Genomic DNA, 25615 nt, shown 5'->3' on the forward strand with positions numbered 1-25615 from the left:
CGGCGCCCGGTGGAGTTGTCCACAGGCGGTGGAGACTGCGTCCACAGGCTGTGGACGAGCGCGGCGGGTGCCTGAACCCCCGCTCGGAGCCCCTCGACCGGGCCTTCCACCGTCGGTCGAATTTCGCTCTGCGCGTACACGCGGGGGTCCCGGAACACCTCCTGAGCGTGGACGGTTGGCAAGAACGACGTCGGAACGGTCATCAGCGGGGTCACACGACCTCAGCGGAGACGGTCCGCGGCGATAGAGTAAGGAGGCACGGACGTCCGTCCCGGACGTTCGCGCACCGGCCCCGCCGAGATCTGACCATCAAGGCGCACGGCATGTGAGGAGCACGAGGGCATGTTCGAGCGGTTCACCGACCGAGCGCGACGGGTTGTCGTCCTGGCCCAAGAAGAGGCCCGGATGCTCAACCACAACTACATCGGCACGGAGCACATCCTGTTGGGCCTGATCCATGAGGGTGAGGGTGTGGCGGCGAAGGCCCTGGAGAGCCTTGGCATCTCCCTGGAGGGTGTGCGTCAGCAGGTCGAGGAGATCATCGGCCAGGGCCAGCAGGCGCCGAGTGGGCACATCCCGTTCACGCCGCGGGCGAAGAAGGTGTTGGAGCTGTCGCTGCGCGAGGCGTTGCAGCTGGGGCACAACTACATCGGCACGGAGCACATCCTGCTCGGGTTGATCCGTGAGGGTGAGGGCGTGGCCGCGCAGGTGCTGGTGAAGCTCGGCGCCGATTTGAACCGGGTCCGTCAGCAGGTGATCCAGTTGCTGTCGGGTTACCAGGGCAAGGAGCCGGCCGCCGCCGGGGCCGCGCCGGGTGAGGCCGCGCCGTCGACGAGTCTGGTGTTGGACCAGTTCGGTCGGAACCTGACCCAGGCCGCCCGCGAGGGCAAGCTCGACCCGGTGATCGGGCGGGAGAAGGAAATCGAGCGGGTGATGCAGGTGCTGTCGCGGCGCACCAAGAACAACCCGGTGTTGATCGGTGAGCCCGGTGTGGGTAAGACCGCGGTGGTCGAGGGCCTGTCCCAGAAGATCATCAAGGGTGAGGTGCCGGAGACGCTGAAGGACAAGCAGCTCTACACGCTTGACCTGGGTGCGCTGGTGGCCGGGTCGCGTTACCGGGGTGATTTCGAGGAGCGTCTGAAGAAGGTGCTCAAGGAGATCCGTACCCGCGGTGACATCATCCTGTTCATCGATGAGATCCACACCCTGGTGGGTGCGGGCGCGGCCGAGGGCGCGATCGACGCCGCCAGCATCCTCAAGCCGATGCTGGCCCGTGGCGAGCTGCAGACCATCGGCGCCACCACGCTCGACGAATACCGCAAGCACCTGGAGAAGGACGCCGCTCTCGAGCGCCGCTTCCAGCCGATCCAGGTGGGTGAGCCGTCGCTGGCCCACACCATCGAGATCCTCAAGGGCCTGCGGGACCGCTACGAGGCGCACCACCGCGTCTCGATCACCGACGCCGCTCTCGTTGCCGCCGCCACCCTGGCCGACCGCTACATCTCGGATCGGTTCCTGCCGGACAAGGCGATCGACCTGATCGACGAGGCGGGCGCCCGGATGCGGATCCGTCGGATGACGGCGCCGCCGGACCTGCGGGACTTCGACGAGCGCATCGCGCAGGTGCGCCGGGACAAGGAGTCCGCGATCGACGCGCAGGACTTCGAGCGGGCCGCGCAGTTGCGGGACAAGGAGAAGCAGCTGCTGGGTCAGAAGGCGCAGCGGGAGAAGGAGTGGAAGGCCGGGGATCTGGACGTCGTCAGTGAGGTCGACGACGAGCAGATCGCCGAGGTCCTCGGTAACTGGACCGGTATCCCGGTGTACAAGTTGACCGAGGAGGAGACGTCGCGTCTGCTGCGCATGGAGGACGAGCTGCACAAGCGCGTCATCGGGCAGGAGGACGCGGTCAAGGCGGTCTCGAAGGCGATCCGCCGCACGCGGGCGGGTCTGAAGGACCCGAAGCGTCCGTCCGGGTCGTTCATCTTCGCCGGCCCGTCGGGTGTGGGTAAGACCGAGCTGTCCAAGGCCCTCGCCGAGTTCCTGTTCGGTTCCGAGGACGCGCTCATCCAGCTGGACATGTCGGAGTTCCACGACCGGTACACGGTGTCGCGGCTGGTGGGTGCGCCTCCCGGTTACGTCGGCTACGACGAGGGTGGGCAGCTGACGGAGAAGGTGCGTCGCCGGCCGTTCTCGGTGGTGTTGTTCGACGAGATCGAGAAGGCTCACCCGGATGTGTTCAACACGCTCCTGCAGATCCTGGAGGACGGCCGGTTGACCGATGGTCAGGGTCGGATCGTGGACTTCAAGAACACGGTCATCATCCTGACCACCAACCTGGGCACGCGCGATGTGGCCAAGGCGGTGTCGTTGGGCTTCCAGCAGTCGGAGGACTCCGAGTCGAACTACGACCGGATGAAGCAGAAGGTCAACGACGAGCTCAAGCAGCACTTCCGGCCCGAGTTCCTCAACCGCATCGATGACACGATCGTGTTCCACCAGCTGCGGGAGAACGAGATCCTGCAGATCGTGGACATCATGATCCAGCGGATCGAAGGTCAGCTGCGGAACAAGGACATGGGTCTGGAGTTGACCGACAACGCCAAGAAGTACCTGGCGAAGAAGGGCTTCGACCCGGTGCTCGGCGCGCGTCCGCTGCGACGCACGATCCAGCGCGACATCGAGGACAACCTGTCCGAGCGGATCCTGTTCAACGAACTGACCCCCGGCCAGATCGTCGTCGTCGACTGCGAAGGCGACCCCGAAAACATCGACAAGTCCAAGCTCGTCTTCCGGGGCACGGACCAGCCGGCCGCCGTGCCGGACGCGGTCCCGGCGGACCTCGGCGCCGCTGCCACCGGCGCGGACGACACCGCCGCGTAAGTTCGGGCGAGACTGGTTCCAGGGCGACGGCCCCGGTCGGCGAGAGCCACCGGGGCCGTCGCCTTTCCCTGTCCGGCCGGGGGTGAGGTCAGGGAAGAGGGAGAGGGGTGGGCGGCCCGTCGCCGGCCAGGCGGAAGGACTCCGGCCCGACCGGTTCCACCAGGCCGTCGGTGACCAGGCCGGCGAGCGCCCGGGCCCGCTGCACGTCGTCGTGCCAGACCTGGTCCAGCCGCTGGTGCGGCACCGGACCGGTGGAGTCCCGGAGCACGGCGAGGAGCAGGCCGCGTACCTGCCGGTCGGTCCCGGCGTAGCGCTGCGGACGGCGGGTCGGCCCGGTCGGCGCGGCCTGCCCGGAGGCTCGCCACGCGCAGCTCGACTCGACCGGGCACACCGCGCAGCGTGGCGCCCGGGCGGTGCACACGACCGCGCCGAGTTCCATGAACGCGGCGCTGGCCAGTGCCGCCGCGGCCGGCTCGTCCGGCAGCAGTTCCTCGGTGGCGACCAGGTCTGCGGGGCGGGTGGTCGGTCCGGCGTCGGGTTCGCCGGCGACGGCGCGGCACACCACCCGGCGGACGTTCGTGTCGACCACCGGGTGCCGCTGCCCGTACGCGAACGCGGCCACCGCCCGGGCCGTGTACGTGCCGACCCCCGGCAACGCCAGCAACTGCTCCAGCCGGTCGGGCACCACGCCGCCGTGTCGCTCGACGATCGCCACCGCGCACTCGCGCAGGCGTACCGCCCGGCGGGGGTAGCCGAGCCGTCCCCACATCCGGATCGCCTCGGCCGGCGTGTCCTCGGCCAGTGCGCGCGGCTCCGGCCAGCGGGCCAGCCACGCCTCCCATGCGGGTACCACCCGGACCACGGGCGTCTGCTGGAGCATGACCTCGCTGACCAGGATCGCCCAGGCGCCGATGCCGGGCTTGCGCCACGGCAGGTCGCGGGCGTTGCGCTCGTACCACCGGCTGACCTGGGTGGCGAATGTGGGTTCAGTCATGGCGGTGCCGATGATGTCACGGTCGGTTTTCCCGCAGGGTGGGCGGGCCGGGTGGGCCCGGTGGGGTGGATCTTCGGCGGCGGGGCAGAATGTCCGAATGAACGAGCTCGCGATCACCGTCATCGGCCGGGACCGGCCGGGCATCGTCGCCGACGTCGCGGAGGTCCTCGCCGGGCTCGGCGCGAACCTCACCGACTCGACGATGACCCGGCTGCGGGGGCACTTCGCCATGACCCTGATCTGCGTGGGGCCGGCCGCCGCCGACGTCGAGGCCGCGTTCGCCCCGCTCGCCGCGGACGGGCACCTGCTGGCCACCGTACGCGCGGTCACCCCGGACGGCGCCAGTGAGCCGGCCGGCGAGCCGTACGTGCTGGCGGTTCACGGCGCCGACCGGATGGGCATCGTGGCGGCGATGACGCGGGTGCTGGCCGACGCCGGTGGCAACGTCACCGACCTGAGTACCCGGCTGACCGGCTCGCTCTACGTGGTGGTCGCCGAGGTGGAGTTGCCGCCGGGCAGCTCGGACGAGGTGGCCGGCCGGCTCACCCGCGCCGCGGCGGAACTGGGCGTCGGCGTCAGCCTCCGCCCGGCGGACACGGACCTGCTGTGACCGGCCCGGAGTACGCCGGCCTGGGTGGCTGGACGCCGGAGAAGCTCGGTGTCCCGGGCGAGGTGCGTGCGGTGGTGGCCGCGCCGGAGGCGGTGCTGAGCCGTCCCGGTCCGGAGGTCGACCCGACCTCGGCCGAGGTGGTGCGACTGGCCGCCGACCTGGTGGCCACCATGCGGGTCTCGCCGGGCTGTGTGGGTCTGGCGGCCCCGCAGATCGGGGTGAGCGCACAGGTGTTCGCGGTGGACGTGACCGGGCACCCGAAGGCGGTCACCGTGCACGGCACGTTCGTGCTCTGCAACGCCCGGGTGGTGGAGGCGAGCCGGTGGAAGGCCGGCCGGGAGGGCTGCATGTCGGTGCCGGACCTGACCGGTGACGTGAAGCGGGCCAGCCGCCTGGTGGTGGAGGGCATGCTGCCGGGGAGCGGCGAGCCGGTCCGGCTGGTTACCGACGGTTTCGAGGCGCGCGCGCTCCAGCACGAGATCGACCACTGCGCGGGCTTGCTCTTCCTCGACCAGGTTGCCGGCGCGCACGCCGTCTACCAGCGCAAGGTCTATCTCTGACGGCCAGCGTGGGCATCCACTGTGGACTTCTCAGTGGGTGTCGCACGCGGTTACCGGCGCGTCGGACCGGCGCGTCGAGCGCCACGCGGCTACGGTAGGCGCATCATGCGTCTGACGGTCGGCCCCCTGTCCCCCGCTGTCTACTGGCGGCGTCGTGCCGTCGTGCTCGGCGCGGGGCTGCTCTTCCTGATTGTCCTGCTCTATTCCTGCACCGGCACGAACAAGAACACCGGCGCGCCGGGCGGCGACCCGTCGCCGGGTGGCTCCGCCGGGGCCGTCCCCGGCCCGTCCGGTTCGGTGCTGGCCCCGCAGTCGACAGGTCCGTCGCCCTCGCCGGGCACCTCCGGTGACACCGGCGACGGCACCAACACCGGCGGTGGCACGAGCACCGGCGGGGGCACGGGCACCGACGGTGGCACGAGCACTGGCGGCGGGTCGGGCACGGGTGACGGCGGAGCGTCGGGGGAACCGGTCTCCGTCGACGGCGCCTGCACCGACTCGGAGATCCGGGTGACGCCGGTGGCGGTGCCGGCCAGCGCCCAGCGGGGCACCGTGGTCACGCTGCACCTCAAGATCAAGAATGTCTCGAACCGTACGTGCAGCCGCGACGTCGGCGCCGACCTCCAGGAGCTCTACCTCAAGGCCGGCGCGGAGAAGGTCTGGTCCTCCGACACCTGCGGCACCGGCAAGGGCTCGGACGTGCAGTCGTTCACGCCGAACTTCGAGCGGGCCTACGAACTGGGCTGGAACGGGCGGGACACCAGCCGCTGCGCCGACGGGCTGGCCGCCGGGCCGTACGCCCCGATCGGCACGTACCAGGTCTTCGCCCGGGTCGGCACCAAGATCAGTGAGCCGGTGAAGCTGACCGTCACCGGCTGAGGCGGATCAGACGTACCGCTCCAGGATGGACGCCTCGGCGAGCCGGGACAGGCCCTCGCGGACCCCACGGGCGCGGGCGTCGCCCACCCCCTCGACCGCCTGGAGATCCTCGACGGTCGCGCCGAGCAGCCGCTGCAGGCTGCCGAAGTGCACCACCAGCCGGTCGACCACGGCCGCCGGCAGCCGGGGCACCTTGGCCAGCAGGCGGAACCCGCGCGGGCTGACCGCCGCGTCGAGCGCGTCGGAGGCGGACGGGTAGCCGATGGCCTTGGCCACCGCCACCAGGTCGATCAGCTCGGTGGCGCTGAGCAGGTCCAGCTCGACCAGCCCCTCGTCGAGCGTGCGCGACTTGCGGCCCACCGGCAGGTAGTCGCGGATGACCAGGGTGCGGTCGGCGTCCACGCCGGCCATCAGCTCGTCGAGCTGAAGGGCCAGCAGGCGACCGTCGGTGCCCAGCTCCACCACGTAGCCGGCGATCTCGTCGGCGATCCGCCGGACCATCTCCAGCCGCTGCACCACCGCCACCGCGTCGCGGACGGTGACCAGGTCTTCGATCTCCAGCGCGGAGAGCGTGCCGGAGACCTCGTCCAGCCGGAGCTTGTAGCGCTCCAGCGTCGCCAGGGCCTGGTTGGCGCGGGACAGGATGGCCGCCGAGTCGTCCAGCACGTGCCGCTGGCCGTTGACGTAGAGGCTGATGATCCGCATCGACTGGCTCACCGAGATGACCGGGTAGCCGGTCTGCCGGGCCACCCGCTCGGCGGTGCGGTGCCGGGTGCCGGACTCCTCGGTGGGGATGGACGGATCGGGCATCAGGTGCGCGCCGGCCTGGACGATGCGGGTGCCGTCGCTGGAGAGCACCACCGCGCCGTCCATCTTGCACAGCTCACGGACCCGGGTGGCGGAGAACTCCACGTCCATCGGGAAGCCGCCGGTGCAGATCTGCTCGACCACCTTGTCGTAGCCGAGCACGATCAGCGCGCCGGTGCGACCGCGCAGGATCCGCTCCAGGCCGTCGCGGAGCGCGGTGCCGGGCGCCATGAGGGCGAGGTTGGCGCGCAGCGGGTCGGCGCCGGCGCCGCCGACGCTCCCGGCCACGCTCACGCTGATGGCGCGGGTGGGGTTGCCGCTCACGGCACCGGTGCGGGCGTGCGGCGTCGCCGTTGCGGGCTTGGTGGCATCGCGGTCGATCGGCACGGGCACAGTCTACGGACTGCGGTGCGGTGGGTGCTCTCGTGGTTACTGTGATGTGTCACGATGCCGGGCTCGCCCGGCCCTCGGTGGACCGCGTGGCCTGTCCGGAATCGTCCGGCCGTGGCCCCCGCGCATGCGCACGCACGGTCACTCCGCGGATGCGCGGGCGGCAGCCTGGAGCGCGGCACGGACGTCCGTGACCTCGATCACGCGCATGTTCTCCGGGGCGACTCCGCTGCTGCCGGGGCCGCAACCGGGTGGGACCAGGGCGAGCCGGAAGCCCAACCGGGCGGCCTCGGCCAACCGGCGTGGCACCGCGCCGACCCGCCGCACCTCGCCGGTGAGCCCGACCTCGCCGATGGCGACCAGGTGCGGGTTGAGCGCCAGGTTGAGCCCGCCGGAGGCCACCGCGAGCGCCACCGCGAGGTCGGCCGCCGGCTCGACCACCCGGATGCCGCCGACGGTGGCGGCGAAGACCTCCCGGTCGTGCAGCGTCAGCCGCTCGGTGCGGCGCTGGAGCACCGCGAGGACCATGGCCAGCCGGGCGCTGTCGAGGCCGGAGACGGTGCGCCGGGGCGAGCCGGCGACCGTCGCGCCGATCAGCGCCTGCACCTCGGTGACCAGCGCCCGGCGGCCCTCCATGGCCACTGTCACGCAGGTGCCCGGCACCGGCTCGGAGTAGCGGGTCAGGAACAGCCCGGACGGGTCGGCCAGGCTGCTGATGCCACCCTCGTGCATCTCGAAGCACCCCACCTCGTCGGCCGCGCCGAACCGGTTCTTCACGCCGCGCACCATGCGCAGCGAGGAGTGCTTGTCGCCCTCGAAGTGCAGCACCACGTCGACCAGGTGCTCCAGCACCCGGGGGCCGGCCACCTGGCCGTCCTTGGTGACGTGCCCGACCAGCACGGTGGCGACGCCACGCTCCTTGGCGACCGCGACGAGCGCGGCGGTGACCGCGCGCACCTGGGTCACGCCGCCCGGCACGCCCTCGGTGCCGGTGGTCGAGATGGTCTGCACCGAGTCGAGCACCAGCAGGCCCGGCTGGACCGCGTCGAGGTGACCGAGCACCGCCGCCAGGTCGCTCTCGGCGGCCAGGTAGAGCTGGTCGTGCAGGGTGCCCATCCGCTCCGCGCGCAGCCGGACCTGGCTGACCGACTCCTCGCCGCTGACCACCAGCGACGGGCTGCCCGCACCGGCGGCCCACTGCTGGGCCACGTCGAGCAGCAGGGTCGACTTGCCGACGCCGGGCTCGCCTGCCAGCAGCACCACCGCGCCGGGGACCAGACCGCCGCCGAGCACCCGGTCGAGCTCGCTCACCCCGGTCGGCCGGGCCCGGGCCGGCGCGGCGCTGATGGTGGCGATCGGCCGGGCCGGCTCGGCGGGCATCCGGGAGCTGACCACCCGGCCGGAGACCAGCGGGCCGGTGACCGTCGACTCGACCACCGAGCCCCACTCGCCGCACTCGGGGCACCGGCCCATCCACTTGGGCGGCTGGTGACCGCAGGCGTCGCACTCGTAGGCCGGGCGGGGTTCGCGGGCGGCGGCGCGGCCACGGCCGGCACCGGCGCGCGGGGAGGTCGATCGGGGCGTGGTCACCACCGGACGCTAACCGGGCGGTACGACGAAAGCCCACCGGAGAAACGACGACACCGCCGGTGTGGCGCAGGCCACCGCGGCGGTGTCGACGGAGACGGTACGGCGTCAGCCGTGGCTGCCACCCTCGACGCCACCCTCTTCGGCGGAGTGCTCACGCGGGTTGACGACCGGCGACGGCGGCGCCTCCGGGGTGAGCGGGACACCGATCGGCGCCGGGGTCTTGATCACGTTGCCGTTCCCGAAGTCGAACGTCAGGTTGACCTGCTGGCCGACGAGCAGCTTCTGGTTCAGGCCGACGAGCTGGAGGAACTGCGGGTTGCCGCTGTTCAGCTGGGCGTAGCCGAGCGCCGGGATCTCGATCCGGGCCGGCTGGCCGGCGGGCGCCGACGCGCTCTCCGACGGCGACGCGCTCTCCGACGGCGACGGGCTGGCCGAGCCGGACTCGCCGGCCGACGGGGAGGCGGGCACCTCCAGCGACTGGCTGGGCGAGGCGCTCGGGTCGGTGGCGGTGGGCGAGGCGGAGGCCGGCTCGGTCGGCGACCCGGTCGGGGTGGCCGCGCCGCTGGACCCGGCACCGCCGGTGAGCACGATCTCGCGCGCGCTGTCGGTGGTGACGGTCACCGTCACCGGCGCCTTGCTGTCGTTGTAGATCACCACGTTGACCGGCGCGTCCGCGCCCGCCTCGTAGCCCTTCGGCCCCGGGAACTGCACGTACAGCCCGCGCACCTGGTAGAGGTTGTCGGAGGTCTGGACGTTGACGCCCTGAACCGACGGGATCTTGTTGGCGGTCTCGGCGATCTGCCCGGTGCCGCACCCGGACAGCAGCAGGCTCGCCGCCGCCGTGCCGGCCAGCAGCAGGGCCGGCCCCCGGGAACCCCTGATCGAGCGCGTCACGTCGGTCCTCCTCGTCACGATCCCCGCCCGGTCGACCGCCGGGCACGGGGTGGCCTTACCCGCGCAGACCGCGCTCCAGGGTAGTTGGAGCTGATCGAGGCCCGCACGCGGACCCGGCAATGCCACCCGCGGCGGGGATTCCTCAGACCACCCGCCCGTTCGCCACCAGCAGCACCACATCGATGAGCGCGACCACCAGCACCGCCCGGAAGGCGGTCACCGGACGGCCGCCGGCCCGGGCGGTGGCGCGTCCGGCGTACCAACCGAGGGCCGGCACCGCGACGGCGGCGGCGACCGCCGACAGGCCGGTCCACGACGGCGGCCCGGGTGGGCCGAACACCAGGGCGACGGTGGCCGCGAGGAGCAGCCCGGCGGCGGTCAGCCGGCTGCCCGCCGGGCCCAGCCGGTGCGGCAGCCCGCGCACCCCGGTGCGGGCGTCGTCGGCCAGGTCGGGCAGGACGTTGGCGAAGTGCGCCCCGGCGCCGAGCAGGGCGGCGGCGGCCACCAGCCAGGCCGGGGGCGCGGGCGACCCGGGCAGTGCCAGCACCACGAAGGCGGGCAGCGCGCCGAACGAGACCGCGTAGGGGAGCACCGATACCGGCGTCGACTTCAGCGGCTTGTTGTAGAGCAGTGCGGAGACCAGGCCCAGGGTCGCGCAGGCCGCCGCCGCCGGACCGGCGGCCAGCGCGAGCAGCGGGGTGGCGACGGCGGCCACCGCGGTGGCCCGGGCCAGCGTCGGCCGGGCGACCGCGCCGGTGGTCACCGGCTTGTCGGTACGCCCCACCGCGGCGTCCCGGTCGGCGTCGATCAGGTCGTTGCTCCACCCGACGGCGAGTTGGCTGGCGAGCACCGTCAGTGCCACCGTCACGATTCCGGCGGCGGTGTGCCCGACGGCGGCGGCGAGCAGCGCGGCGACCACGACGACCGCCGCCGCCGGCTCCGGATGGCTCGCCCTGACCAGCCCTAACACCCGCGTCGACATAAGGGAAGTCTGGTCGTTACCGGGGAGTCGTGCCACGCTCGGTCCATGCCAGAAGCGTCCCCGGTGGTCGGTCCGCGCCGGGCGCTGCCCCCGAACGACCCCCGGCAGTACGACGACCTGGCCGGCGAGTGGTGGCGGCCGGACGGCGCCTTCGCGATGCTGCACTGGCTGGCCCGCGCCCGCGCGGCCCTGGTGCCCCCGGCGTCCACCAGGGACGACCTGCTGGTCGACCTCGGCTGCGGTGCCGGGCTGCTCGCGCCGCACCTGGCCGGCAAGGGCTACCGGCACGTGGGGGTGGACCTGACCCGCTCCGCGCTCGACCAGGCCGCCGCGCACGGCGTGACAGTGCTCCAGGGCGACGCCACCGCGGTGCCGCTGGCCGACGGCTGTGCCGCCGTGGTCTCCGCCGGCGAACTGCTGGAGCACGTGCCGGACTGGCGACGGGCGGTGGCCGAGGCGTGCCGGTTGCTGCGCCCCGGCGGCCTGCTGGTGCTGGACACCCTCAACGACACGCTGCTGGCCCGGCTGGTCGCGGTGGAGCTGGGCGAACGGCTGCCCACGGTGCCGCGCGGCATCCACGACCACCGGCTGTTCGTGGACGCCCGCGCGCTGGTGGCCGAGTGCGCCCGGCACGGCGTGGCGCTGCGCCTGCGCGGGGTCCGGCCGGAACTGGGCGGCACGCTGGCGTGGTTGCTGCGTCGGTGGCGGGGCGCCGACCGTCCGGTCCGGACGGAGCCGCGCATCGTGCCGACCCGGTCGACCGCGGTGCTCTACCAGGGCAGTGGGCGTCGGGGAGGGTAGCCGGGACCACCCGGGGTAAGGGACGTCGAGAAGGGGGCGACATGACTGTGCACGCGCTGGAGGCGGCCCGCCGGTTGGCGCCGCGACTGGCCGCCCGCGCGGCCGCGCACGACCGGGACGGCTCGTTCCCCGTGGAGGACTTCGCCGACCTGCGCGAGGCCGGCCTGTTCGGCCTGATGGTCCCGCGCGAGCTGGGCGGGTCGGGTGCGACGTTCGCCGAGTACGCCGCCGTCGCGACCGAACTGGCCCGGGGCAACGGCGCCACCGCGCTGGTGTTCAACATGCACGCCTCGGTGACCGGGGCGTTGGGCGCGGTCACCGAGGAACTGGCCGAGGCGCTCGGCGTACCGGACGAGGCGCTGGCCGCCCGGGACCGGCTGCTGCGCGCGGCGGCCGACGGCTCCTGGTACGCGGTGGCGATGAGCGAGCGCGGCGCCGGCGCCCGGTTGTCCCAGCTCAGCACCGTCTACCAGCCGGTCGACGGCGGTTGGCACGTCAAGGGCAGCAAGACCTTCTGCTCCGGCGCCGGCCACCCGGACGGCTACCTGGTGGCCGCGCGCAGCGCCACCGACCCGTCCGTGGTCTCCCAGTTCCTGGTTCCGGCCGGGGAGGGGATCACGGTCGAGCCGACCTGGGACTCGCTCGGCATGCGCGCCACCTCCTCGCACGACCTGCACCTGGACGTGACCGTCCCGGCCGACCGGCTGCTCGGTGGGGTGGAGGGGCTGGCCCTGGTGGTGGCCCAGCTCATGCCGCACTGGCTGGTGGCCAGTTACGCCGCCGTCTACGTCGGGGTGGCCCGGGCCGCGATCGACGCCGCGGCGGAGCACCTGAACTCCCGGAACCTGGCCGGCCTGCCGGCGGTCCGGGCCCGGCTGGGGCGGGCCGACGCGGCCACCGCGGCCGCGGAGCTGGTGGTCGCCGAGGCGGCCCGCCGGGTCGACGAGGAGCCCGGTTCCGCCGAGACGAACCGCTGGGTGTGGCGGGCCAAGCTGCTGGCCGGCACCACGGCCGCGGAGGTGGCGGCGTCCGTGCTGGAGGCGGCCGGCACCTCGGCGACCCGCCGGGGTCATCCGCTGGAGCGGCTCTACCGGGACGCCCGGTGCGGCTCGCTGCACCCGGCGACCTCCGACGTGTGCGCCGACTGGCTCGGCATCGCCGCGCTCGGCGGCGACCCGGACCGGGACGGCACGGTCCCTCGTTGGTGAGCGGAGCGGAGAAAGCTGTCGAGAGGTGGGGGACGTGGGCGTACCGGTGATCGCGGGTCTGGGCATGGCGCAACCGCCGGGCGCCGCGCAGGACGAGCTGTGGACGGGGTTCTTCGAGAAGCACTTCTCGGGCACCACCCGTGCCCTGGCCGAGAGGATCTTCGCCAACTCCGGGGTGACCCGTCGGCAGGCGGCGGTGAATCCGCTGCTGGAGGACGTCTCGGAGTGGCCGACCGAGCGCCGGATGCGCCGCTACCAGGTGGAGGCGCTGCCGCTGGGCAAGGAGGCGGTCAGCCGCGCGCTCACCGCCGCCGGCCTGGACGCCGGCGACATCGGCCTGTTCGTGGTCTGTTCCTGCACCGGGTACGCCACCCCGGGCCTGGACATCCTGCTCGCCCGGGACCTCGGCATGGCCCCGGACACGCAGCGCATGTTCGTCGGCCACATGGGTTGCTACGCGGCCCTGCCGGGGCTGGGCGCGGCGGGCGACTTCGTCACCGCCCGGCAGCGGCCCGCGCTGCTGCTCTGCGCGGAGCTGACCAGCCTGCACATCCAGCCGGCGGGCACCCGGGTGGACACCCAGCAGATCGTCTCGCACGCGCTCTTCTCGGACGCCGCGGTCGCCGCCGTGATCGTGCCCGGCGGTCGGGGGTACGCGGTGCGCGAGGTCACCTCCGTCACGGACACCTCCACGGCCGACCACATGACCTGGGACGTCACCGACAGCGGCTTCCGGATGGGACTGTCGCCGAAGGTGCCGAAGGTGCTCTCCCGGTTCGTCGGCGACCTGGTGGACGACCTGCTCGCCCGGCACGGGTGCGACAGGTCCGGGGTGGACGGCTGGGCGGTGCACCCGGGCGGACCGCGCATCCTCAACGTGGTGGAGCGTGAGCTGGCCCTGCCGCCGACGGCCCTGGCGGCGTCCCGGGAGACGCTGGCCGAGCACGGCAACTGCTCGTCCCCGACGGTGCTGCTGATCCTGGACCGCCTGGCCCGTACGCCGTCGCCGCCGCGTCGGGTGGTGATGCTCGCGTTCGGGCCGGGGCTGACGCTCTACGCGGCGTTGCTGGAGCGCACCGGCTGACCGGCCCGCCGCTACCCTGACGGGCATGGCCTCCGAGGAGCGGATCCGGTCGGCGATGCTGGTCGGCCTGACCGTGCTGGCGTTGACGCTCGGCGCATGGTGGTGGCGGTCGACGGCGCCCTGGCTCGGCACGACCGGGAGCTCGACGACCGACGACCTCGTCCGGTCCCGGGTCGAGGTCGAGGACGCGCTGGGGCAGGCCCGGTCGACCGGCCGGGAGCCGGCGGTGGTCGCCGTCGACCCCGAGACCGGCGAGGTGGGTCCGGGGCCGGACCGCTCGGTGGTGATCCACATCGACCCGGACGGGTCGGCGCGTCCGCTCGAGGTCTCGCACGTGGTGTGGCGGGAGACGTCCCGGCTGGCACCTGGCGCGCCGGCGGTGGTTCGCCAGGCGAACCCCTCGTCGGGCGACACGTACCGGTTGTCGGTGCGGTGCTCCGGTGACGGGGCGGCCGTCGCGCTGCGGGTGACCGGCGCCGGCGACACGGAGCGGGTGCTGAGCTGCGGCGCCGTGCTGGACATTCCGCTGCTGGAGGGCACCGGCGCCCCGGTGCTGGTGCGGTTCGAGCCGCTGCGGGGCGAGGCCGAGCTGGACGCCCGCCTGGAGGCGCTCTACTGAGCCTGGGTCAGCCGGCCAGGCGGACCAGGTCGTCCCGGTAGTCGGTCGCGGGGCCGAGCTCGGGAACCACCCGCACCAGCCTGCCCTGCCGGTCCACCAGCAGCGCGACGCCGGTGCCCGGCTGGGCCGCGAGGTGCAGGTAGGAGCGCAGGCCGCCGGCCGGGTCGCCGAGCGGGCGTACGCCGGTCGCGGTGGCGGGCCCGGCGCGGCGGCCCTCGGTCACCGTGACCACTGTGACTCCGGCGGGGGCGGTGGCCGCCGCGGTGCCGACCTCGTCGGCGCAGGCGCAGGCGTCGACCAGGATGATCATGGCGGGCAGCAGGCTGCGCAGCGGGACCGGGGTGTCGTCGGCGCCGACCAGGTCCAGCGCGGGCAGCGGGCCGACCGCGGACGGCGCCGCCGTGGTGGCCCGGGGCAGCACGGTCGGTGCGTCGCCGGAGCGCTGCGGACGCGGCCAGGTGACCGCGGCCAGCCCGGCGAGCGTGACCAGCATCGAGACCAGCAGCACCAGCAGGGGGAGCCCGAGCCGGACCCGGGCCGGCCGGTGGGTGTGCCGGGGGCCGTGGCGCAACTCGCGGCGCACCTGGCGGGCCTCCTCGGCGAGCGCCGAGGCGTCGTCGGGGACGACCACCCGGCCCCATTCCGGGGGCAGCCCGGGGAGGCCGTCCGGCGGCCCCTGGCCGTCCGCGTCAGGCACGCCCATCGGACCCCCAGAACGTCTCGGTGAGCGGACGTCACGTCCACCACCAGCGTCCCGCACCGGGGGCCGTACCGCCACACCTGGGCGCGGACGGAGTTGCGGAGCTACCATGGAAGGAGCGCATTGCCCTAGATCTTGAACGCTCCCACCGCCCGCACCCGGTTGTCATGTCTTAATCACGGAGCGTGTCTGAACCATCGACTTGACCTCCTGTCAAGCCGAAGAAATACCTCTCACAGGGCCCCTGAGCTGCGCCAACGGTCAGGACAGCGGTGAGACATCGGTGCCTGAGCGTGTTACCCTAGACACAGCGAAAGGGGTTTCGAACCTATGGTTTTCAGTGTCGGCGAGACCGTTGTTTACCCCCACCACGGGGCCGCACTCATCGAGGCAATCGAGACTCGGGTCATCAAGGGCGAGCCCAGGGAATACCTCGTCCTGAGGGTCGCACAGGGTGACCTGACGGTCCGGGTGCCTGCCGAGAACGCCGAGATCGTGGGTGTGCGCGAGGTGGTCGGCGAAGAGGGCCTGGGCAAGGTCTTCGACGTGCTCCGTGCACCGCACACCGAGGAGCCGACCAACTGGTCGCGGCGTTACAAGGCAAATCTGGAGAAGCTGGCCTCCGGCAACCCGCTGAAGGTGGCCGAGGTCGTCCGCGACCTGTGGCGCCGGGAGCGGGAGCGGGGCCTGTCGGCGGGCGAGAAGCGCATGCTCGCCAAGGCCCGTGACATCCTCGTGGGCGAGGTCGCGCTGGCCGAGAAGAGCACCAAGGACGAGGCGGAGACGCTGCTCGACAAGGTGCTGACCGAGGCCTGATCCGCAACTCTGCCTCTACCCGCACCACAGCGAACGAAACCGAGGACCGCGACGTGACCGCGCAGCTCAACCCGCGCGGTGACGTCGCGGTCCTCGTTCCTGCGGCCGGTGCCGGCGTACGCCTCGGCCCGGGCGCTCCCAAGGCCCTCCGGCCGCTGGCCGGCGAGCCACTGCTGGTGCACGCGGTCCGGCGCATCGCCGCCGCGCCCTCGGTGCACACGATCGTGGTGGCCGCACCGGCCGCCGACGTCGAGTCGGTGCGGGCACTGCTCGCACCGGTGGCGCCGGTGACGGTGGTGCCGGGTGGCGCCGAGCGCCAGGCTTCCGTGGCCGCGGCTCTCGCGGCCGTGCCCGCCGGGCCGGAGATCGTCCTGGTGCACGACGCCGCTCGGGCGCTCACCCCACCGGAGCTGGTCGAGTCGGTGGCCGCGGCGGTCCGGGCCGGGCGCGACGCGGTGATCCCGGTGCTGCCGGTGGTCGACACCATCAAGGAGGTCGACGCCCTCGAGCGGGTGCTCGGCACTGTCGACCGGTCGGCGTTGCGGGCGGTGCAGACGCCCCAGGGTTTCCGCCGGGCGGTGCTGACCGCCGCGCACCGGGCGGCCGGTGACCCGCTCACCGACGACGCCGGCCTGGTGGAGAAGCAGGGCGTGGCGGTGTTCTGCGTACCCGGCTCCGAGCTGGCCCTGAAGATCACCCGCCCGTTCGACCTGGCCCTGGCCGAACACCTCCTGACCACCGGCGCCTGACCGCGCGCCCCGCGTACCCTCTGGTCATGATCGTTCCTCGGGTGGCTGTCGGCACCGACGTGCACGCGTTCGCGGCCGGGCGGCCCTGCTGGGTCGCCGGCCTGCACTGGCCCGACCAGGACGGCCTGGCCGGCCACTCGGACGCCGACGTGGTGGCGCACGCCGCCTGCAACGCGCTGCTCTCCGCCGCCGGCCTCGGCGACCTGGGCGCGAACTTCGGGGTGGACCAGCCGGAGTGGGCCGGCGCGTCCGGGGTGGCGTTGCTGACCGAGTCCGCCCGCCGGGTGCGGGCAGCCGGCTTCGCGATCGGCAACGTCTCCGTCCAGGTGGTGGGCAACCGGCCCAAGATCGGGCCACGTCGGGACGAGGCGCAGCGGGTGCTCTCCGAGGCGGTGGGCGCGCCGGTCACGGTGTCCGCGGCGACCACCGACGGGCTCGGCTTCACCGGGCGCGGCGAGGGCCTGGCCGGCATCGCCGTGGCGTTGGTCCACGAGGCGCCGGCGGACTGACGCGGCGACCGGGATCCCCGGTCACCGCGCCCGATCAGTCGACGTCGGTGCAGACGTTGTGGGTCGTGCCGTGGAGCATCGTGATGGTCTTGTCGAAGCTCGGGGTGAACTCCACCCGGAACTGGCCGTCGACGATCCACAGGCCCTTCGGCAGCGTGCCCGCGTTCTCCCGGAAGCCGAGCAGCACCGGACCGGTGACGTACCAGGTCATCGAGCCGTCGGTGCCGTAGACGACGAGCGAGGTGCCGCTCGCGTCCGCCGTGGAGGTGGCTCCGGTCTCCAGGTTGGTCACCCGGTCGACGAGGGCGCCGGTGAACAGTTCCCGCTTCGGTGAGCCGTCCGGGTAGGTCGCCAGGGTCAGCTTCCGCACCTCGTCGACGATGGGCTCGACCCGTACCGCGAACTCGCACCGGGCGCCGGCCGGCATCTCGAACGCCTCCTGCGGCGCCGGCACCCAGGCGCCGGACGTGCGCTCACCCCCGCTGGCGGACGCCGATCCGGGCAGGGCCGCGACCACGGCCGCCACGGCCGCCGCCACCGCGATACTCATCCCGCTGAAACGCATGCTCACTCCATCCGTGTTGCTGGTCAGGGCGGGTCCCAGCGTCTTCGGGGCGGATCACCACCGGCTCACCGCGCACGGGCGGTGGCAGGGGGCGTCCGACCCGGCTCCGGGTCGGTCGGCGGGGGCGCCCGACCGCGCGCTCACCGCCGGATGACAACCGCCCGGGCCGGCCGGATCGTCCTGTTCGACATGGAATTCCGCCTGCTCGGGCCGTTCGAGGCCCGCCACGACGGCCGGCCCGTCGAGATCGGCAGCCGGCGGCAGGAACGCTGCCTGCTCGGGATGCTGCTGCTCGACACCGGTCGGGTGGTGCCCACGGACCGCCTCATCGACCTGCTGTGGAACGGCCGGCCGCCGGCTGCCGCGCGCGGCGCGGTGCAGACGTACATCGGCCGGTTGCGGGGTGCGTTGAAGCCGTACGGGGTGCGGATCAGCACCCGGGGTGAGGGCTACGCCGTCGAGGGGGAGGGGATCAGCGTCGACGTCGACGAGTTCGCCGCGCTGGTCCGTGCGGCCGGTGTGGCCACCGACCCCGCCGAGCGGGCGCGGTTGCTCGACCGAGGGCTCGCCCTCTGGCGTGGGCCGCTGCTCGCCGACGCCGCGGACGGCGAACTGCGCGACCGGTTGCACGGCACGGTCGAGGAACTGCGGCTGGTCGCCGTGGAGCTACGGGCCGAGGCGCAGCTCGCGCTGGGCCAGCACGCGCACGTCGTCGCGGAGCTGATGCCGTTGGCCGACCGGTATCCCGTTCGGGAACAGCTGGTGGCGGTGCTGATGACCGCCCTCTACCGGGGGAACCGCCGGGCCGAGGCGTCCCGGCTCTACCGCACCACCCGGGAACTGCTGAGGGCGGACTTCGGCGTCGAGCCGGGGCCGCGGCTGCGCGAGGTGCACCGCCGCGTGCTGGACGGGGACGACCGGCTCGACCGGACCGGTCGGCCGGTGTACGAGGTGCGGGTCCGCGACGAGAGCCTGCCCTGGAGCGTCGGCGGGCATCCGGCGCTGGACTTCTGCAACACACTGGCCGGGTGGGGCAGGGAATTCCCGCTACCCGGCGCCGAGTGGCTGCGCGGCTACCGGACCCTCGCCGTCTGGAGCGGTCATGCCGGGCTCGCCGACGAGGTCGCCGTCAACCGCCTGCTGCACCTTGCCCGACGCGACCCGGCCGCGGCCGAGGTGGTGCTCGCCGAGGCCCGTGCGTTCCGCGCCGTCCTCTACGCCAGCCTCGTCGATCCGGCCGACCACCGGGCCTTCGACGCGGTCGCCCGGGCTGCCGAGGCGGCCGCCCGGACGATGGTGTTCCGCCGAGCCGCGGACGGGCGCGGTCGCTGGCGGGCCGACCTGAGCGCCGGGCTGCGGTTGCCGCTGCACGCCGTCGCGTTCAGTGGCGCGCAACTGCTCGCCGACCCGAGCCGACTCACCGTCCGGGCCTGCCCGGACGAGCGCTGCGGATGGCTGTTCCTCGACGGGAGCGGCCTGCGGCGGTGGTGCAGCCTCGGCACCTGCGGGGGCCGGGCGGACGCGCCCTGCCGCAGCGCCTGACCGCGCCGGCCGGTACGGGACGGACCCGGGCGGCTAGGCTCGCCGGGATGCCGAGTGACGCCGCCGAAGACCAGTCCGCCGCCGACGGTTTCCTGCAACGCGCCCACCTCCTCGCCGAGCTGGGCCGCTACGACGAGGGGATCGGCGAGCTCACCGCGCTGATCGCCACGGAGCCCGCGCACCTCGAGGCGCTGACCATGCTGGCCCGGATGCAGCTCGCCGCCGACCGTCCCGCCGAGGCGCTCACCGTGGCCGAGGCGGCCGTCTCGGCCGCGCCGGGCACCGTGCCGGCGCTGGTGACACGCGGGCTCGCGTTGCTCGACCTGGAGCGCTGGAAGGCTGCCGCCGGCACCGCCGAGGAGATCCTGGCGCTCGGCCCCGCCGACGCGTACGCGCAGCGCAGCGCCGCCGCGATCCTCTCCGCCGCGCGCAACGGGCAGCCGGCGCTGGACGCGGCCTGGCGGGGTGTCGAGCTGGCCCCGGACGAGCCGGAGGCGCACCTCGTGCTCGGCCTGGTCTCGGTGCGGCTGGAGCTGTTCGACCTGGCCGAGCGGGCCTACCGGGAGGCGTTGCGGCTGGGCCCGGAGCTGGCCGGGGCGGGGCAGGACCCGGGGGTGGCGCGGCTGGAGCGGCGTCGCTACGCGGAGGCGCTGGAGCACCTCACCGCGGTGGCCGACATCTCCCCGACCGGCCCCGACCCGGTGCGGACCGCCGACGCCGGCCTGCGCCGGCTGGTGCTGTCCGCCGCCGGCTGGTCGCTGGTGCTCACCGTGCTGGTCGCCGCGCTGGCCCCGGCCGCGCCGGGCGCGTCCCGGCTGCTCGCCGCGCTGGCGGCGGTCGGGGTCGGGCTGCTGGCGGGCCTGCCCGCGTCCCGGTTGCCCGGGGTGCGCGACGCGATGTCGCGCGGGCTGTCGACGGCCGTCTACGCGGTGGCCGCGGCGCCGGTGCTGTTGGCGCTGTATGCCCTGGTCGGCGGCCCGTGGCCGTTGGTGGGTGCGATCACTGCCACGGTGGTCGCCGGGTTCGCCGCGTTCCGCCGGGGGTAGAAAATTCGGATGCTCACCGTCAACGCCTACGCGGCCACGTCCGCGACCGACCCGCTCACGCCGACCACGATCGAGCGGCGTGACCTCGCACCTGACGACGTCCTCATCGACATCAAGTTCGCCGGCATCTGCCACTCCGACATCCACACCGCGCGCAGCGAGTGGGGCCCGACCACCTACCCGATCGTCGTCGGCCACGAGATCGCCGGCGTGGTGCGCGAGGTCGGCTCCGCGGTGACGAAGTTCGCCGTCGGCGACCGGGTGGGCGTCGGCTGCATGGTCGACTCCTGCCGGGAGTGCGACAACTGTCGCAAGGGCCTGGAGCAGTACTGCCTCAAGGGCAACATCGGCACGTACGGGGCGGTCGGGCGGGACGGCAAGCCGACCCAGGGCGGCTACTCGCAGGCCATCGTGGTGACCGAGGGTTTCGTGCTGCGGATTCCGGACGGCATCGAGCTGGACGCCGCCGCGCCGCTGCTCTGCGCCGGCATCACCACCTACTCGCCGCTGCGGCACTGGAACGCCGGCCCGGGCAAGCGGGTGGCAGTGGTCGGTATGGGTGGTCTCGGCCACATGGCCGTGAAGCTGGCCCACGCCATGGGCGCCGAGGTGACCGTGCTGTCTCAGTCGCTGAAGAAGCGGGAGGACGGGCTGCGGCTCGGCGCCGACCACTACTTCGCCACCTCCGACGAGGCGACCTTCACGGACCTGGCCGGCTCGTTCGACCTGATCGTCAACACGGTCAGCGCGTCCATCGACCTGGACGCCTATCTGGGACTGCTGGCCGTGGACGGCACGCTGGTGAACGTGGGCGCCCCGGAGGACCCGCTGTCGGTGCGCGCGTTCTCGCTGATCCCGGCCCGGCGGTCGTTCGCCGGCTCGATGATCGGCGGCATCGCCGAGACCCAGGAGATGCTCGACTTCTGCGCCGAGCACGGGCTGGGCGCCGAGATCGAGGTGATCGGAGCCGAGAAGATCAACGAGGCGTACGAGCGGGTGCTCGCGTCCGACGTGCGCTACCGCTTCGTCATCGACGCCTCGACGTTCTGACGAACAGACACACGAAAAGGGGCCGCGTCCGCGCGGCCCCTTTCGTCGTACGTCAGGGCTTGCGCGCCCAGGTCCAGGCGTAGCCGTCGTCCTCGCAGGCGGTGCCCGCGTCGCAGAGGTCCAGCGGGCGGAACGTGTCCACCATGACCGCCAGCTCGTCGAAGAAGTCCGCCCCGATGGACCGCTCGGCGGCGCCCGGTTGGGGGCCGTGGGTGAAGCCGGACGGGTGCAGCGAGATCGAGCCCTGCTCGATGCCGGATCCGCGCCGGGCCTCGTAGTTGCCGCCGGTGTAGAAGAGCATCTCGTCGGAGTCGACGTTGTGGTGGTTGTACGGCACCGGGATGGCGGCCGGGTGGTAGTCGACCTTGCGCGGCACGAACGAGCAGATCACGAAGTTCGGGCCCTGGAACGTCTGGTGCACCGGCGGCGGCTGGTGGATCCGCCCGGTGATCGGCTCGAAGTCGTGGATGGAGAACGCCCACGGGTACATGTGCCCGTCCCAGCCGACCACGTCGAACGGGTGGTGCGCGTAGACGTACCTCGTCCAACCGCGGCGGTGCCTGACCAGCACCTCCACCTCCTCGCCGTCGACGAGCAGCGGGGTGTCCGGCCCGCGGACGTCGCGCTCGCAGTAGGGCGAGTGCTCCAGGAACTGCCCGCGTACGGAGAGGTAGCGCTTGGGTGGGCCGATGTGGCCGGCCGCCTCCACGGCGAGCAGCCGGGTCGGCTCGTCGCCGGTCGGCACCAGGCGGTGGATGGTCGAGGTGGGGATGACGACGTAGTCGCCGGCCACCGCGTCGAGCACGCCGAACGGCGACTCCACCCGCATCGAGCCGGATTCCAGGTAGAGGCAGTGGTCGCCGGTGGCGTCGCGGAACAGCGGTGAGGGCCGGTCGGCCAGCACGTACGCGATCCGGACGTCGTCGTTGGCGAGCAGGTACTGCCGGCCGAGCACCGGGTCGGCGCCGGTGCCGTCGAGCTTGTGTGTGCGCAGGTGGCGCGGCTTGAGCGGCAGGTTCGGCACCCGCGTGACGGTGGGCGGGGCGAACTCCTCGGCGGCGAGGATCGCGGTCGGCGCGTGGCGGTGGTAGAGCAGCGACGAGTCGGAGGAGAAGCCCTCCTGGCCGACCAGTTCCTCCGCGTAGAGCGTGCCGTCGGGCTGCCGGAACTGGGTGTGGCGTTTGCGGGGCACCTCGCCCACGCTGCGGTAGTAGGGCATTTCGCCTCCCGTTATGTCCCGTCTCCGGCCGGTGGCGTCCGATAATCGGACGCGGTTGTCCGTTCCTCGTAGCGTCCCGTACATTCTTGTCTCGTGTCAACGCAGGTGCCCCGCCTCCTCGCCGGCCTGGTGGACGACGCCGCGGTCTTCCCCCCGGGCAACGCCGCGCTGCCCGACGCCGTGACCGCGCACCGCACGCACCGCGCCGCCTGGTACGCCGACCTGGTCGGCCCGCTGCTGCTGCCCGCCTCGGAGATCGTCCGCGGCGCGCTGCACGGCGTGGTGGGCCCGGGCCTCGTCATCGGGCTGATCGGTGACACCGGCCTCGACCAGCTGCCCGCCGCGCTGTCGGCACTGACGCCCGACGGCGTCACCGCCCGACAGGTCGAGGCGCCGGTCGCCAAACGCGGCGAGGACCCGCAGCCCGGCCTGGCCGAGCTGGTCGCACTCGCCGGCCGCCTCGACGGCACCGCCGTCTACGCGGAGATCCCGCTGACCTTCGGCCTGATGGGCGCGCTGGACACGCTCGCGCGGGCACGCGCCGACGGGCTGCCGGTGGCGGCCAAGTTCCGCACCGGCGGACTGGCCGCCGAGCTGTTCCCGACGCCGGTCGAGCTGGCCGCGGTGATCTGCGCCTGCCGCGAGCGTGACCTGCCGTTCAAGCTCACCGCCGGGCTGCACCACGCGATCCGGCACCGCGACCCGGAGACCGGCTTCACCCACCACGGCTTCGTCAACGTGCTGGCCGCCACGCTGGCCGCCGTCGACGGCGCCGAGGTGGACGGGGTGGCCGAGCTGCTGGCCGCCACCGACCCGCTGCGGGTGGTCGAGTCGGCCCGGGCCCGGCGCGAGGCCCCGCGCCCGCTCTGGGTCGGGTACGGCTCGTGCAGCATCTCCGAACCACTGACCGATCTGATCCGGCTGGGGCTGGTGAACGGAGGCTACGACTCATGAGCTGGGTTGAAGGGGCGGCGGGGTCGCCGTACGGGGTGACGAACCTGCCGTACGGCGTGTTCCGGCACGGTGACCGCGAGCCGCGGATCGGCGTCCGGATCGGTGACCTCGTGCTCGACCTGGCCGGCGCCGAGGCGGCCGGTCTGGTGCTCGCCGGTGGGGCGCTGGGTCACCACACGCTGAACGCCTTCCTGGCGCTCGGCCGGCCGCAGTGGAGCGCCGTCCGGGCGCGGGTCACCGAGCTGCTCACCGACCCGGCGCACCGGCCGGTGGTGGAACCGCTGCTGGTACCGGTCGTCGAGGTCGAGATGCTGCTCCCGTTCGAGGTGGCCGACTACGTCGACTTCTACTCCTCCGAGCACCACGCCGGGAACGTCGGGCAGATCTTCCGACCCGGCCAGCCGCCGCTGCTGCCGAACTGGAAGCACGTGCCGATCGGCTACCACGGCCGGGCCGGGACGGTGGTCGTCTCCGGCACTCCGGTGGTCCGTCCCACCGGCCAGCGGGCCAGCGCGCAGGGCCCCACCACCGGCGCCTCGGTCCGCCTCGACATCGAGGCCGAGGTCGGCTTCGTGGTCGGCGTGCCGAGCCGGCTCGGCGAGCGCGTGCCGGTGACCGACTTCGCCGACCACGTCTTCGGCGTGGTGCTGGTCAACGACTGGTCGGCCCGGGACATCCAGGCCTGGGAGTACCAGCCGCTCGGCCCGTTCCTCGGCAAGTCGTTCGCCACCTCCGTGTCGGGCTGGGTCACGCCGCTGGAGGCGCTCGCCGACGCGTTCGTGCCCGCGCCCGACCAGGACCCGCCGGTGCAGGACTACCTCCGCGACACCCCGCACCTCGGGCTGGACCTCACGCTGGGCGTGGAGTGGAACGGCGAACGGGTCGCCGAGCCTCCGTTCGCCACCATGTACTGGACCCCGGCCCAGCAGCTCGCCCACCTCACCGTCAACGGGGCGTCCCTGCGCACCGGCGACCTCTACGCCTCCGGCACCGTCTCCGGCCCGGAACGCGGCCAGGTCGGCTCGTTCCTGGAACTCACCTGGGGCGGAGCCGAGCCGGTGAAGTTCGCCGACGGCAGCCAGCGAACCTTCCTGGAGGACGGCGACACGGTGACGATCACCGCCAACGCGCCCGGCCCGGACGGCACCACGATCGCGCTCGGCGAGGTCACCGGGACGGTCCTCCCGGCCCGCTAGATTCGCCTTCCGTATCGACGGCCCCGGATCGCACCCACTGTGCGACCGGGGTCGTTTCGTGGTGCGTTGATCGACGCGGGTCGTGTGCACCCCGGGCGGTGCCGGTCCGGGGGCGCACGCGAGGAGTGCACACAGGAAGGACCGAGCATGACCGAGTTGACCGGCGCCGTCTGGCGCACCAGCAGCCGCTCGAACGATCAGGGCCTCTGCGTCGAGGTGGCCACCAACGTGGTCTCCGCGCACGGCGTGGTGGGGGTACGCGACTCGAAGGACCAGAACGGTCCGACGCTCGCGGTGAGCCCGCCGGGCTGGACCGCGTTCGTCGAGGCGTTGCGCGGCGACGCCTTCCGCGGCTGACCGATCCGCCGGACCCCGGCGCCCCGTCCGGGGCGCCGGTGGTGGAAATGTCACTCTGGGGCTCCCCTCGACCGGTGACGGCCCGTACCGTGGACGACACGGGAGGTGCCATGTCGACGGTGACCGTTTCCGCCTTCATCGAAGCGCAGGACGCCGATCTGTGGCGCCTGCTCACCGACCTCCCGGCCCGCGCCGACTGGCTCTCCGCGGTGGGCGCGGTCGAGGTGCTCACCGGCGGCGGGTTCTCCCCCGGCACCTCGTGGCGGGAGACCCGGGTCCGCCCGGACGGCGGCTCCGAAGCGGAGGAGTTCGAGGTGGTCGAGGCGACCGCACCGCGCCGGGTGGTGCTCTGCTCGCGCGGCGCCGGCGTCGACTACCGGATCACCTGGACGCTGCGCACTGTCGAGCGGCGGCGACGCGGCTGCACCGAGGTCACCGTCCAGCAGGAGGCGGTGCCGACCCGGCCGTACGGTCGGGTGCTGGCCCTGATCCTCGGCGGCCTGGCCGCCCGGGCGGTGGAGGGCGCGCTCCGGCGTGACCTGGCCGACCTGGCCCTGGCCGCCGGTTCCGCCCGCTCCGCCGAGGCCGCCTGAGCCCGACCCGCCACGCGCTCG

The 25615-nt window shown here is 73.4% G+C and carries 26 protein-coding genes; 18 read left to right on the forward strand and 8 right to left on the reverse strand.

The genetic code is table 11. From position 1 onward, the window contains the following. Positions 1–342 precede the first annotated feature (342 nt). Entirely contained in the window at positions 343–2880 is a 2538-nt protein-coding gene (locus O7598_RS01160; protein ID WP_269689609.1) for an ATP-dependent Clp protease ATP-binding subunit, read from the forward strand. A gap of 88 nt (positions 2881–2968) precedes the next feature. Here O7598_RS01160 and O7598_RS01165 read toward each other — a convergent pair whose 3' ends face one another. After that, the gene (locus tag O7598_RS01165; RefSeq protein WP_269689610.1) at positions 2969–3874 is read right to left on the reverse strand and encodes an A/G-specific adenine glycosylase; all 906 of its coding nucleotides are present in this window, start codon (positions 3872–3874) and stop codon (positions 2969–2971) included. Between the two features lie 97 nt (positions 3875–3971). Here O7598_RS01165 and O7598_RS01170 point away from each other — a divergent pair, with 97 nt between their 5' ends. The 3 genes from O7598_RS01170 to O7598_RS01180 all read left to right on the forward strand — a co-directional run bounded on the left by O7598_RS01170 (position 3972) and on the right by O7598_RS01180 (position 5923). Further along, positions 3972–4484 carry a glycine cleavage system protein R gene (locus O7598_RS01170; protein WP_269689611.1) on the forward strand — a complete coding sequence of 171 codons (513 nt, stop codon included), beginning with the start codon at positions 3972–3974 and terminating at the stop codon, positions 4482–4484. After that, complete coding sequence (locus tag O7598_RS01175) at positions 4481–5044, forward strand: peptide deformylase (RefSeq protein ID WP_269689612.1); 564 nt, start codon at positions 4481–4483, stop codon at positions 5042–5044. Before O7598_RS01170 ends, O7598_RS01175 begins: the two co-directional genes overlap by 4 nt. 105 nt (positions 5045–5149) lie before the next feature. Beyond that, positions 5150–5923, forward strand: a complete 774-nt coding sequence (locus O7598_RS01180) for a hypothetical protein (protein ID WP_269689613.1) — start codon at positions 5150–5152, stop codon at positions 5921–5923. 6 nt (positions 5924–5929) lie between these two features. Here O7598_RS01180 and disA read toward each other — a convergent pair whose 3' ends face one another. From disA to O7598_RS01200, 4 genes are all read right to left on the reverse strand, one after another. Then, complete coding sequence (gene disA / locus O7598_RS01185) at positions 5930–7117, reverse strand: DNA integrity scanning diadenylate cyclase DisA (protein WP_091070100.1); 1188 nt, start codon at positions 7115–7117, stop codon at positions 5930–5932. A 144-nt stretch (positions 7118–7261) separates the two neighbouring features. Further along, positions 7262–8710 (reverse strand): DNA repair protein RadA, encoded by a 1449-nt coding sequence (gene radA, locus O7598_RS01190; RefSeq protein WP_269689614.1) that lies wholly within the window; start codon positions 8708–8710, stop codon positions 7262–7264. Between the two features lie 105 nt (positions 8711–8815). Further along, positions 8816–9604, reverse strand: a complete 789-nt coding sequence (locus O7598_RS01195) for a hypothetical protein (protein ID WP_269689615.1) — start codon at positions 9602–9604, stop codon at positions 8816–8818. Between the two features lie 142 nt (positions 9605–9746). Further along, a complete protein-coding gene (locus O7598_RS01200) occupies positions 9747–10586 on the reverse strand; it encodes a UbiA family prenyltransferase (RefSeq protein ID WP_269689616.1) in 840 nt (279 codons plus the stop codon). A gap of 45 nt (positions 10587–10631) precedes the next feature. Between O7598_RS01200 and O7598_RS01205 the strand changes: the two genes are divergently transcribed. The 4 genes from O7598_RS01205 to O7598_RS01220 are packed head-to-tail and all read left to right on the forward strand — an operon-like array spanning position 10632 to position 14298. Further along, positions 10632–11387, forward strand: coding sequence for a methyltransferase domain-containing protein (locus O7598_RS01205; RefSeq protein ID WP_269689617.1), 756 nt, complete (start codon positions 10632–10634; stop codon positions 11385–11387). A 41-nt stretch (positions 11388–11428) separates the two neighbouring features. Further along, complete coding sequence (locus O7598_RS01210) at positions 11429–12595, forward strand: acyl-CoA dehydrogenase family protein (RefSeq protein ID WP_269689618.1); 1167 nt, start codon at positions 11429–11431, stop codon at positions 12593–12595. Between the two features lie 34 nt (positions 12596–12629). Further along, entirely contained in the window at positions 12630–13679 is a 1050-nt protein-coding gene (locus O7598_RS01215) for a type III polyketide synthase (RefSeq protein WP_269689619.1), read from the forward strand. A gap of 25 nt (positions 13680–13704) precedes the next feature. After that, positions 13705–14298: a hypothetical protein gene (locus tag O7598_RS01220; protein ID WP_269689620.1), complete on the forward strand. Its 594-nt coding sequence runs from the start codon at positions 13705–13707 to the stop codon at positions 14296–14298. 7 nt (positions 14299–14305) lie between these two features. Here O7598_RS01220 and O7598_RS01225 read toward each other — a convergent pair whose 3' ends face one another. Further along, positions 14306–15001, reverse strand: a complete 696-nt coding sequence (locus O7598_RS01225) for a hypothetical protein (RefSeq protein WP_269689621.1) — start codon at positions 14999–15001, stop codon at positions 14306–14308. Between the two features lie 327 nt (positions 15002–15328). Between O7598_RS01225 and O7598_RS01230 the strand changes: the two genes are divergently transcribed. The 3 genes from O7598_RS01230 to ispF are packed head-to-tail and all read left to right on the forward strand — an operon-like array spanning position 15329 to position 17072. Then, positions 15329–15814 (forward strand): CarD family transcriptional regulator, encoded by a 486-nt coding sequence (locus tag O7598_RS01230; protein ID WP_013288937.1) that lies wholly within the window; start codon positions 15329–15331, stop codon positions 15812–15814. Between the two features lie 53 nt (positions 15815–15867). Next, positions 15868–16563: a 2-C-methyl-D-erythritol 4-phosphate cytidylyltransferase gene (gene ispD / locus O7598_RS01235; RefSeq protein ID WP_269689622.1), complete on the forward strand. Its 696-nt coding sequence runs from the start codon at positions 15868–15870 to the stop codon at positions 16561–16563. 26 nt (positions 16564–16589) lie between these two features. After that, positions 16590–17072, forward strand: coding sequence for a 2-C-methyl-D-erythritol 2,4-cyclodiphosphate synthase (ispF, locus tag O7598_RS01240; protein WP_269689623.1), 483 nt, complete (start codon positions 16590–16592; stop codon positions 17070–17072). 34 nt (positions 17073–17106) lie between these two features. Here the strand turns inward: ispF and O7598_RS01245 are convergent, their stop codons facing one another. After that, on the reverse strand, positions 17107–17637 hold the full coding sequence (locus tag O7598_RS01245) for a hypothetical protein (protein ID WP_269689624.1): 531 nt from the start codon (positions 17635–17637) through the stop codon (positions 17107–17109). Between the two features lie 150 nt (positions 17638–17787). On the opposite strand from O7598_RS01245, the gene O7598_RS01250 reads away from it, so the two are divergent. From O7598_RS01250 to O7598_RS01260, 3 genes are read left to right on the forward strand one after another with little or no spacing between them, the layout of a single operon-like run. Beyond that, positions 17788–19179, forward strand: coding sequence for a BTAD domain-containing putative transcriptional regulator (locus O7598_RS01250; protein ID WP_269689625.1), 1392 nt, complete (start codon positions 17788–17790; stop codon positions 19177–19179). 47 nt (positions 19180–19226) lie between these two features. After that, complete coding sequence (locus O7598_RS01255; RefSeq protein ID WP_269689626.1) at positions 19227–20225, forward strand: tetratricopeptide repeat protein; 999 nt, start codon at positions 19227–19229, stop codon at positions 20223–20225. 9 nt (positions 20226–20234) lie between these two features. Beyond that, positions 20235–21275, forward strand: a complete 1041-nt coding sequence (locus tag O7598_RS01260) for an NAD(P)-dependent alcohol dehydrogenase (RefSeq protein ID WP_269689627.1) — start codon at positions 20235–20237, stop codon at positions 21273–21275. Positions 21276–21327: 52 nt separating this feature from the next. Here O7598_RS01260 and O7598_RS01265 read toward each other — a convergent pair whose 3' ends face one another. Then, positions 21328–22494, reverse strand: coding sequence for a homogentisate 1,2-dioxygenase (locus O7598_RS01265; RefSeq protein ID WP_269689628.1), 1167 nt, complete (start codon positions 22492–22494; stop codon positions 21328–21330). Between the two features lie 93 nt (positions 22495–22587). Here O7598_RS01265 and O7598_RS01270 point away from each other — a divergent pair, with 93 nt between their 5' ends. The 4 genes from O7598_RS01270 (at position 22588) to O7598_RS01285 (ending at position 25594) form a co-directional block, all read left to right on the forward strand. After that, complete coding sequence (locus O7598_RS01270) at positions 22588–23448, forward strand: hypothetical protein (protein ID WP_269689629.1); 861 nt, start codon at positions 22588–22590, stop codon at positions 23446–23448. After that, complete coding sequence (fahA, locus tag O7598_RS01275) at positions 23445–24644, forward strand: fumarylacetoacetase (RefSeq protein WP_269689630.1); 1200 nt, start codon at positions 23445–23447, stop codon at positions 24642–24644. Before O7598_RS01270 ends, fahA begins: the two co-directional genes overlap by 4 nt. A gap of 147 nt (positions 24645–24791) precedes the next feature. After that, positions 24792–25001 (forward strand): DUF397 domain-containing protein, encoded by a 210-nt coding sequence (locus O7598_RS01280; protein ID WP_269689631.1) that lies wholly within the window; start codon positions 24792–24794, stop codon positions 24999–25001. A gap of 110 nt (positions 25002–25111) precedes the next feature. Next, positions 25112–25594, forward strand: a complete 483-nt coding sequence (locus tag O7598_RS01285) for an SRPBCC family protein (protein WP_269689632.1) — start codon at positions 25112–25114, stop codon at positions 25592–25594. The last annotated feature ends 21 nt before the right edge of the window (positions 25595–25615 follow it).

Source organism: Micromonospora sp. WMMC241 (genome assembly GCF_027460165.1).
Classification (GTDB): domain Bacteria; phylum Actinomycetota; class Actinomycetes; order Mycobacteriales; family Micromonosporaceae; genus Micromonospora; species Micromonospora humi.

Coding starts and splice junctions, on each gene's coding strand:
- O7598_RS01170 (WP_269689611.1), top strand. CDS start 3,972: ATGAACGAGCTCGCGATCACCGTCATCGGCCGGGACCGGCCGGGCATC.
- O7598_RS01200 (WP_269689616.1), bottom strand. CDS start 10,586: ATGTCGACGCGGGTGTTAGGGCTGGTCAGGGCGAGCCATCCGGAGCCG.
- O7598_RS01220 (WP_269689620.1), top strand. CDS start 13,705: ATGGCCTCCGAGGAGCGGATCCGGTCGGCGATGCTGGTCGGCCTGACC.
- O7598_RS01265 (WP_269689628.1), bottom strand. CDS start 22,494: ATGCCCTACTACCGCAGCGTGGGCGAGGTGCCCCGCAAACGCCACACC.
- O7598_RS01180 (WP_269689613.1), top strand. CDS start 5,150: ATGCGTCTGACGGTCGGCCCCCTGTCCCCCGCTGTCTACTGGCGGCGT.
- O7598_RS01165 (WP_269689610.1), bottom strand. CDS start 3,874: ATGACTGAACCCACATTCGCCACCCAGGTCAGCCGGTGGTACGAGCGC.
- O7598_RS01255 (WP_269689626.1), top strand. CDS start 19,227: ATGCCGAGTGACGCCGCCGAAGACCAGTCCGCCGCCGACGGTTTCCTG.
- O7598_RS01205 (WP_269689617.1), top strand. CDS start 10,632: ATGCCAGAAGCGTCCCCGGTGGTCGGTCCGCGCCGGGCGCTGCCCCCG.
- O7598_RS01230 (WP_013288937.1), top strand. CDS start 15,329: ATGGTTTTCAGTGTCGGCGAGACCGTTGTTTACCCCCACCACGGGGCC.
- O7598_RS01280 (WP_269689631.1), top strand. CDS start 24,792: ATGACCGAGTTGACCGGCGCCGTCTGGCGCACCAGCAGCCGCTCGAAC.
- O7598_RS01225 (WP_269689621.1), bottom strand. CDS start 15,001: ATGGGCGTGCCTGACGCGGACGGCCAGGGGCCGCCGGACGGCCTCCCC.
- O7598_RS01285 (WP_269689632.1), top strand. CDS start 25,112: ATGTCGACGGTGACCGTTTCCGCCTTCATCGAAGCGCAGGACGCCGAT.
- O7598_RS01250 (WP_269689625.1), top strand. CDS start 17,788: ATGACAACCGCCCGGGCCGGCCGGATCGTCCTGTTCGACATGGAATTC.
- O7598_RS01160 (WP_269689609.1), top strand. CDS start 343: ATGTTCGAGCGGTTCACCGACCGAGCGCGACGGGTTGTCGTCCTGGCC.
- fahA (WP_269689630.1), top strand. CDS start 23,445: ATGAGCTGGGTTGAAGGGGCGGCGGGGTCGCCGTACGGGGTGACGAAC.
- O7598_RS01260 (WP_269689627.1), top strand. CDS start 20,235: ATGCTCACCGTCAACGCCTACGCGGCCACGTCCGCGACCGACCCGCTC.
- O7598_RS01245 (WP_269689624.1), bottom strand. CDS start 17,637: ATGCGTTTCAGCGGGATGAGTATCGCGGTGGCGGCGGCCGTGGCGGCC.
- O7598_RS01210 (WP_269689618.1), top strand. CDS start 11,429: ATGACTGTGCACGCGCTGGAGGCGGCCCGCCGGTTGGCGCCGCGACTG.
- ispF (WP_269689623.1), top strand. CDS start 16,590: ATGATCGTTCCTCGGGTGGCTGTCGGCACCGACGTGCACGCGTTCGCG.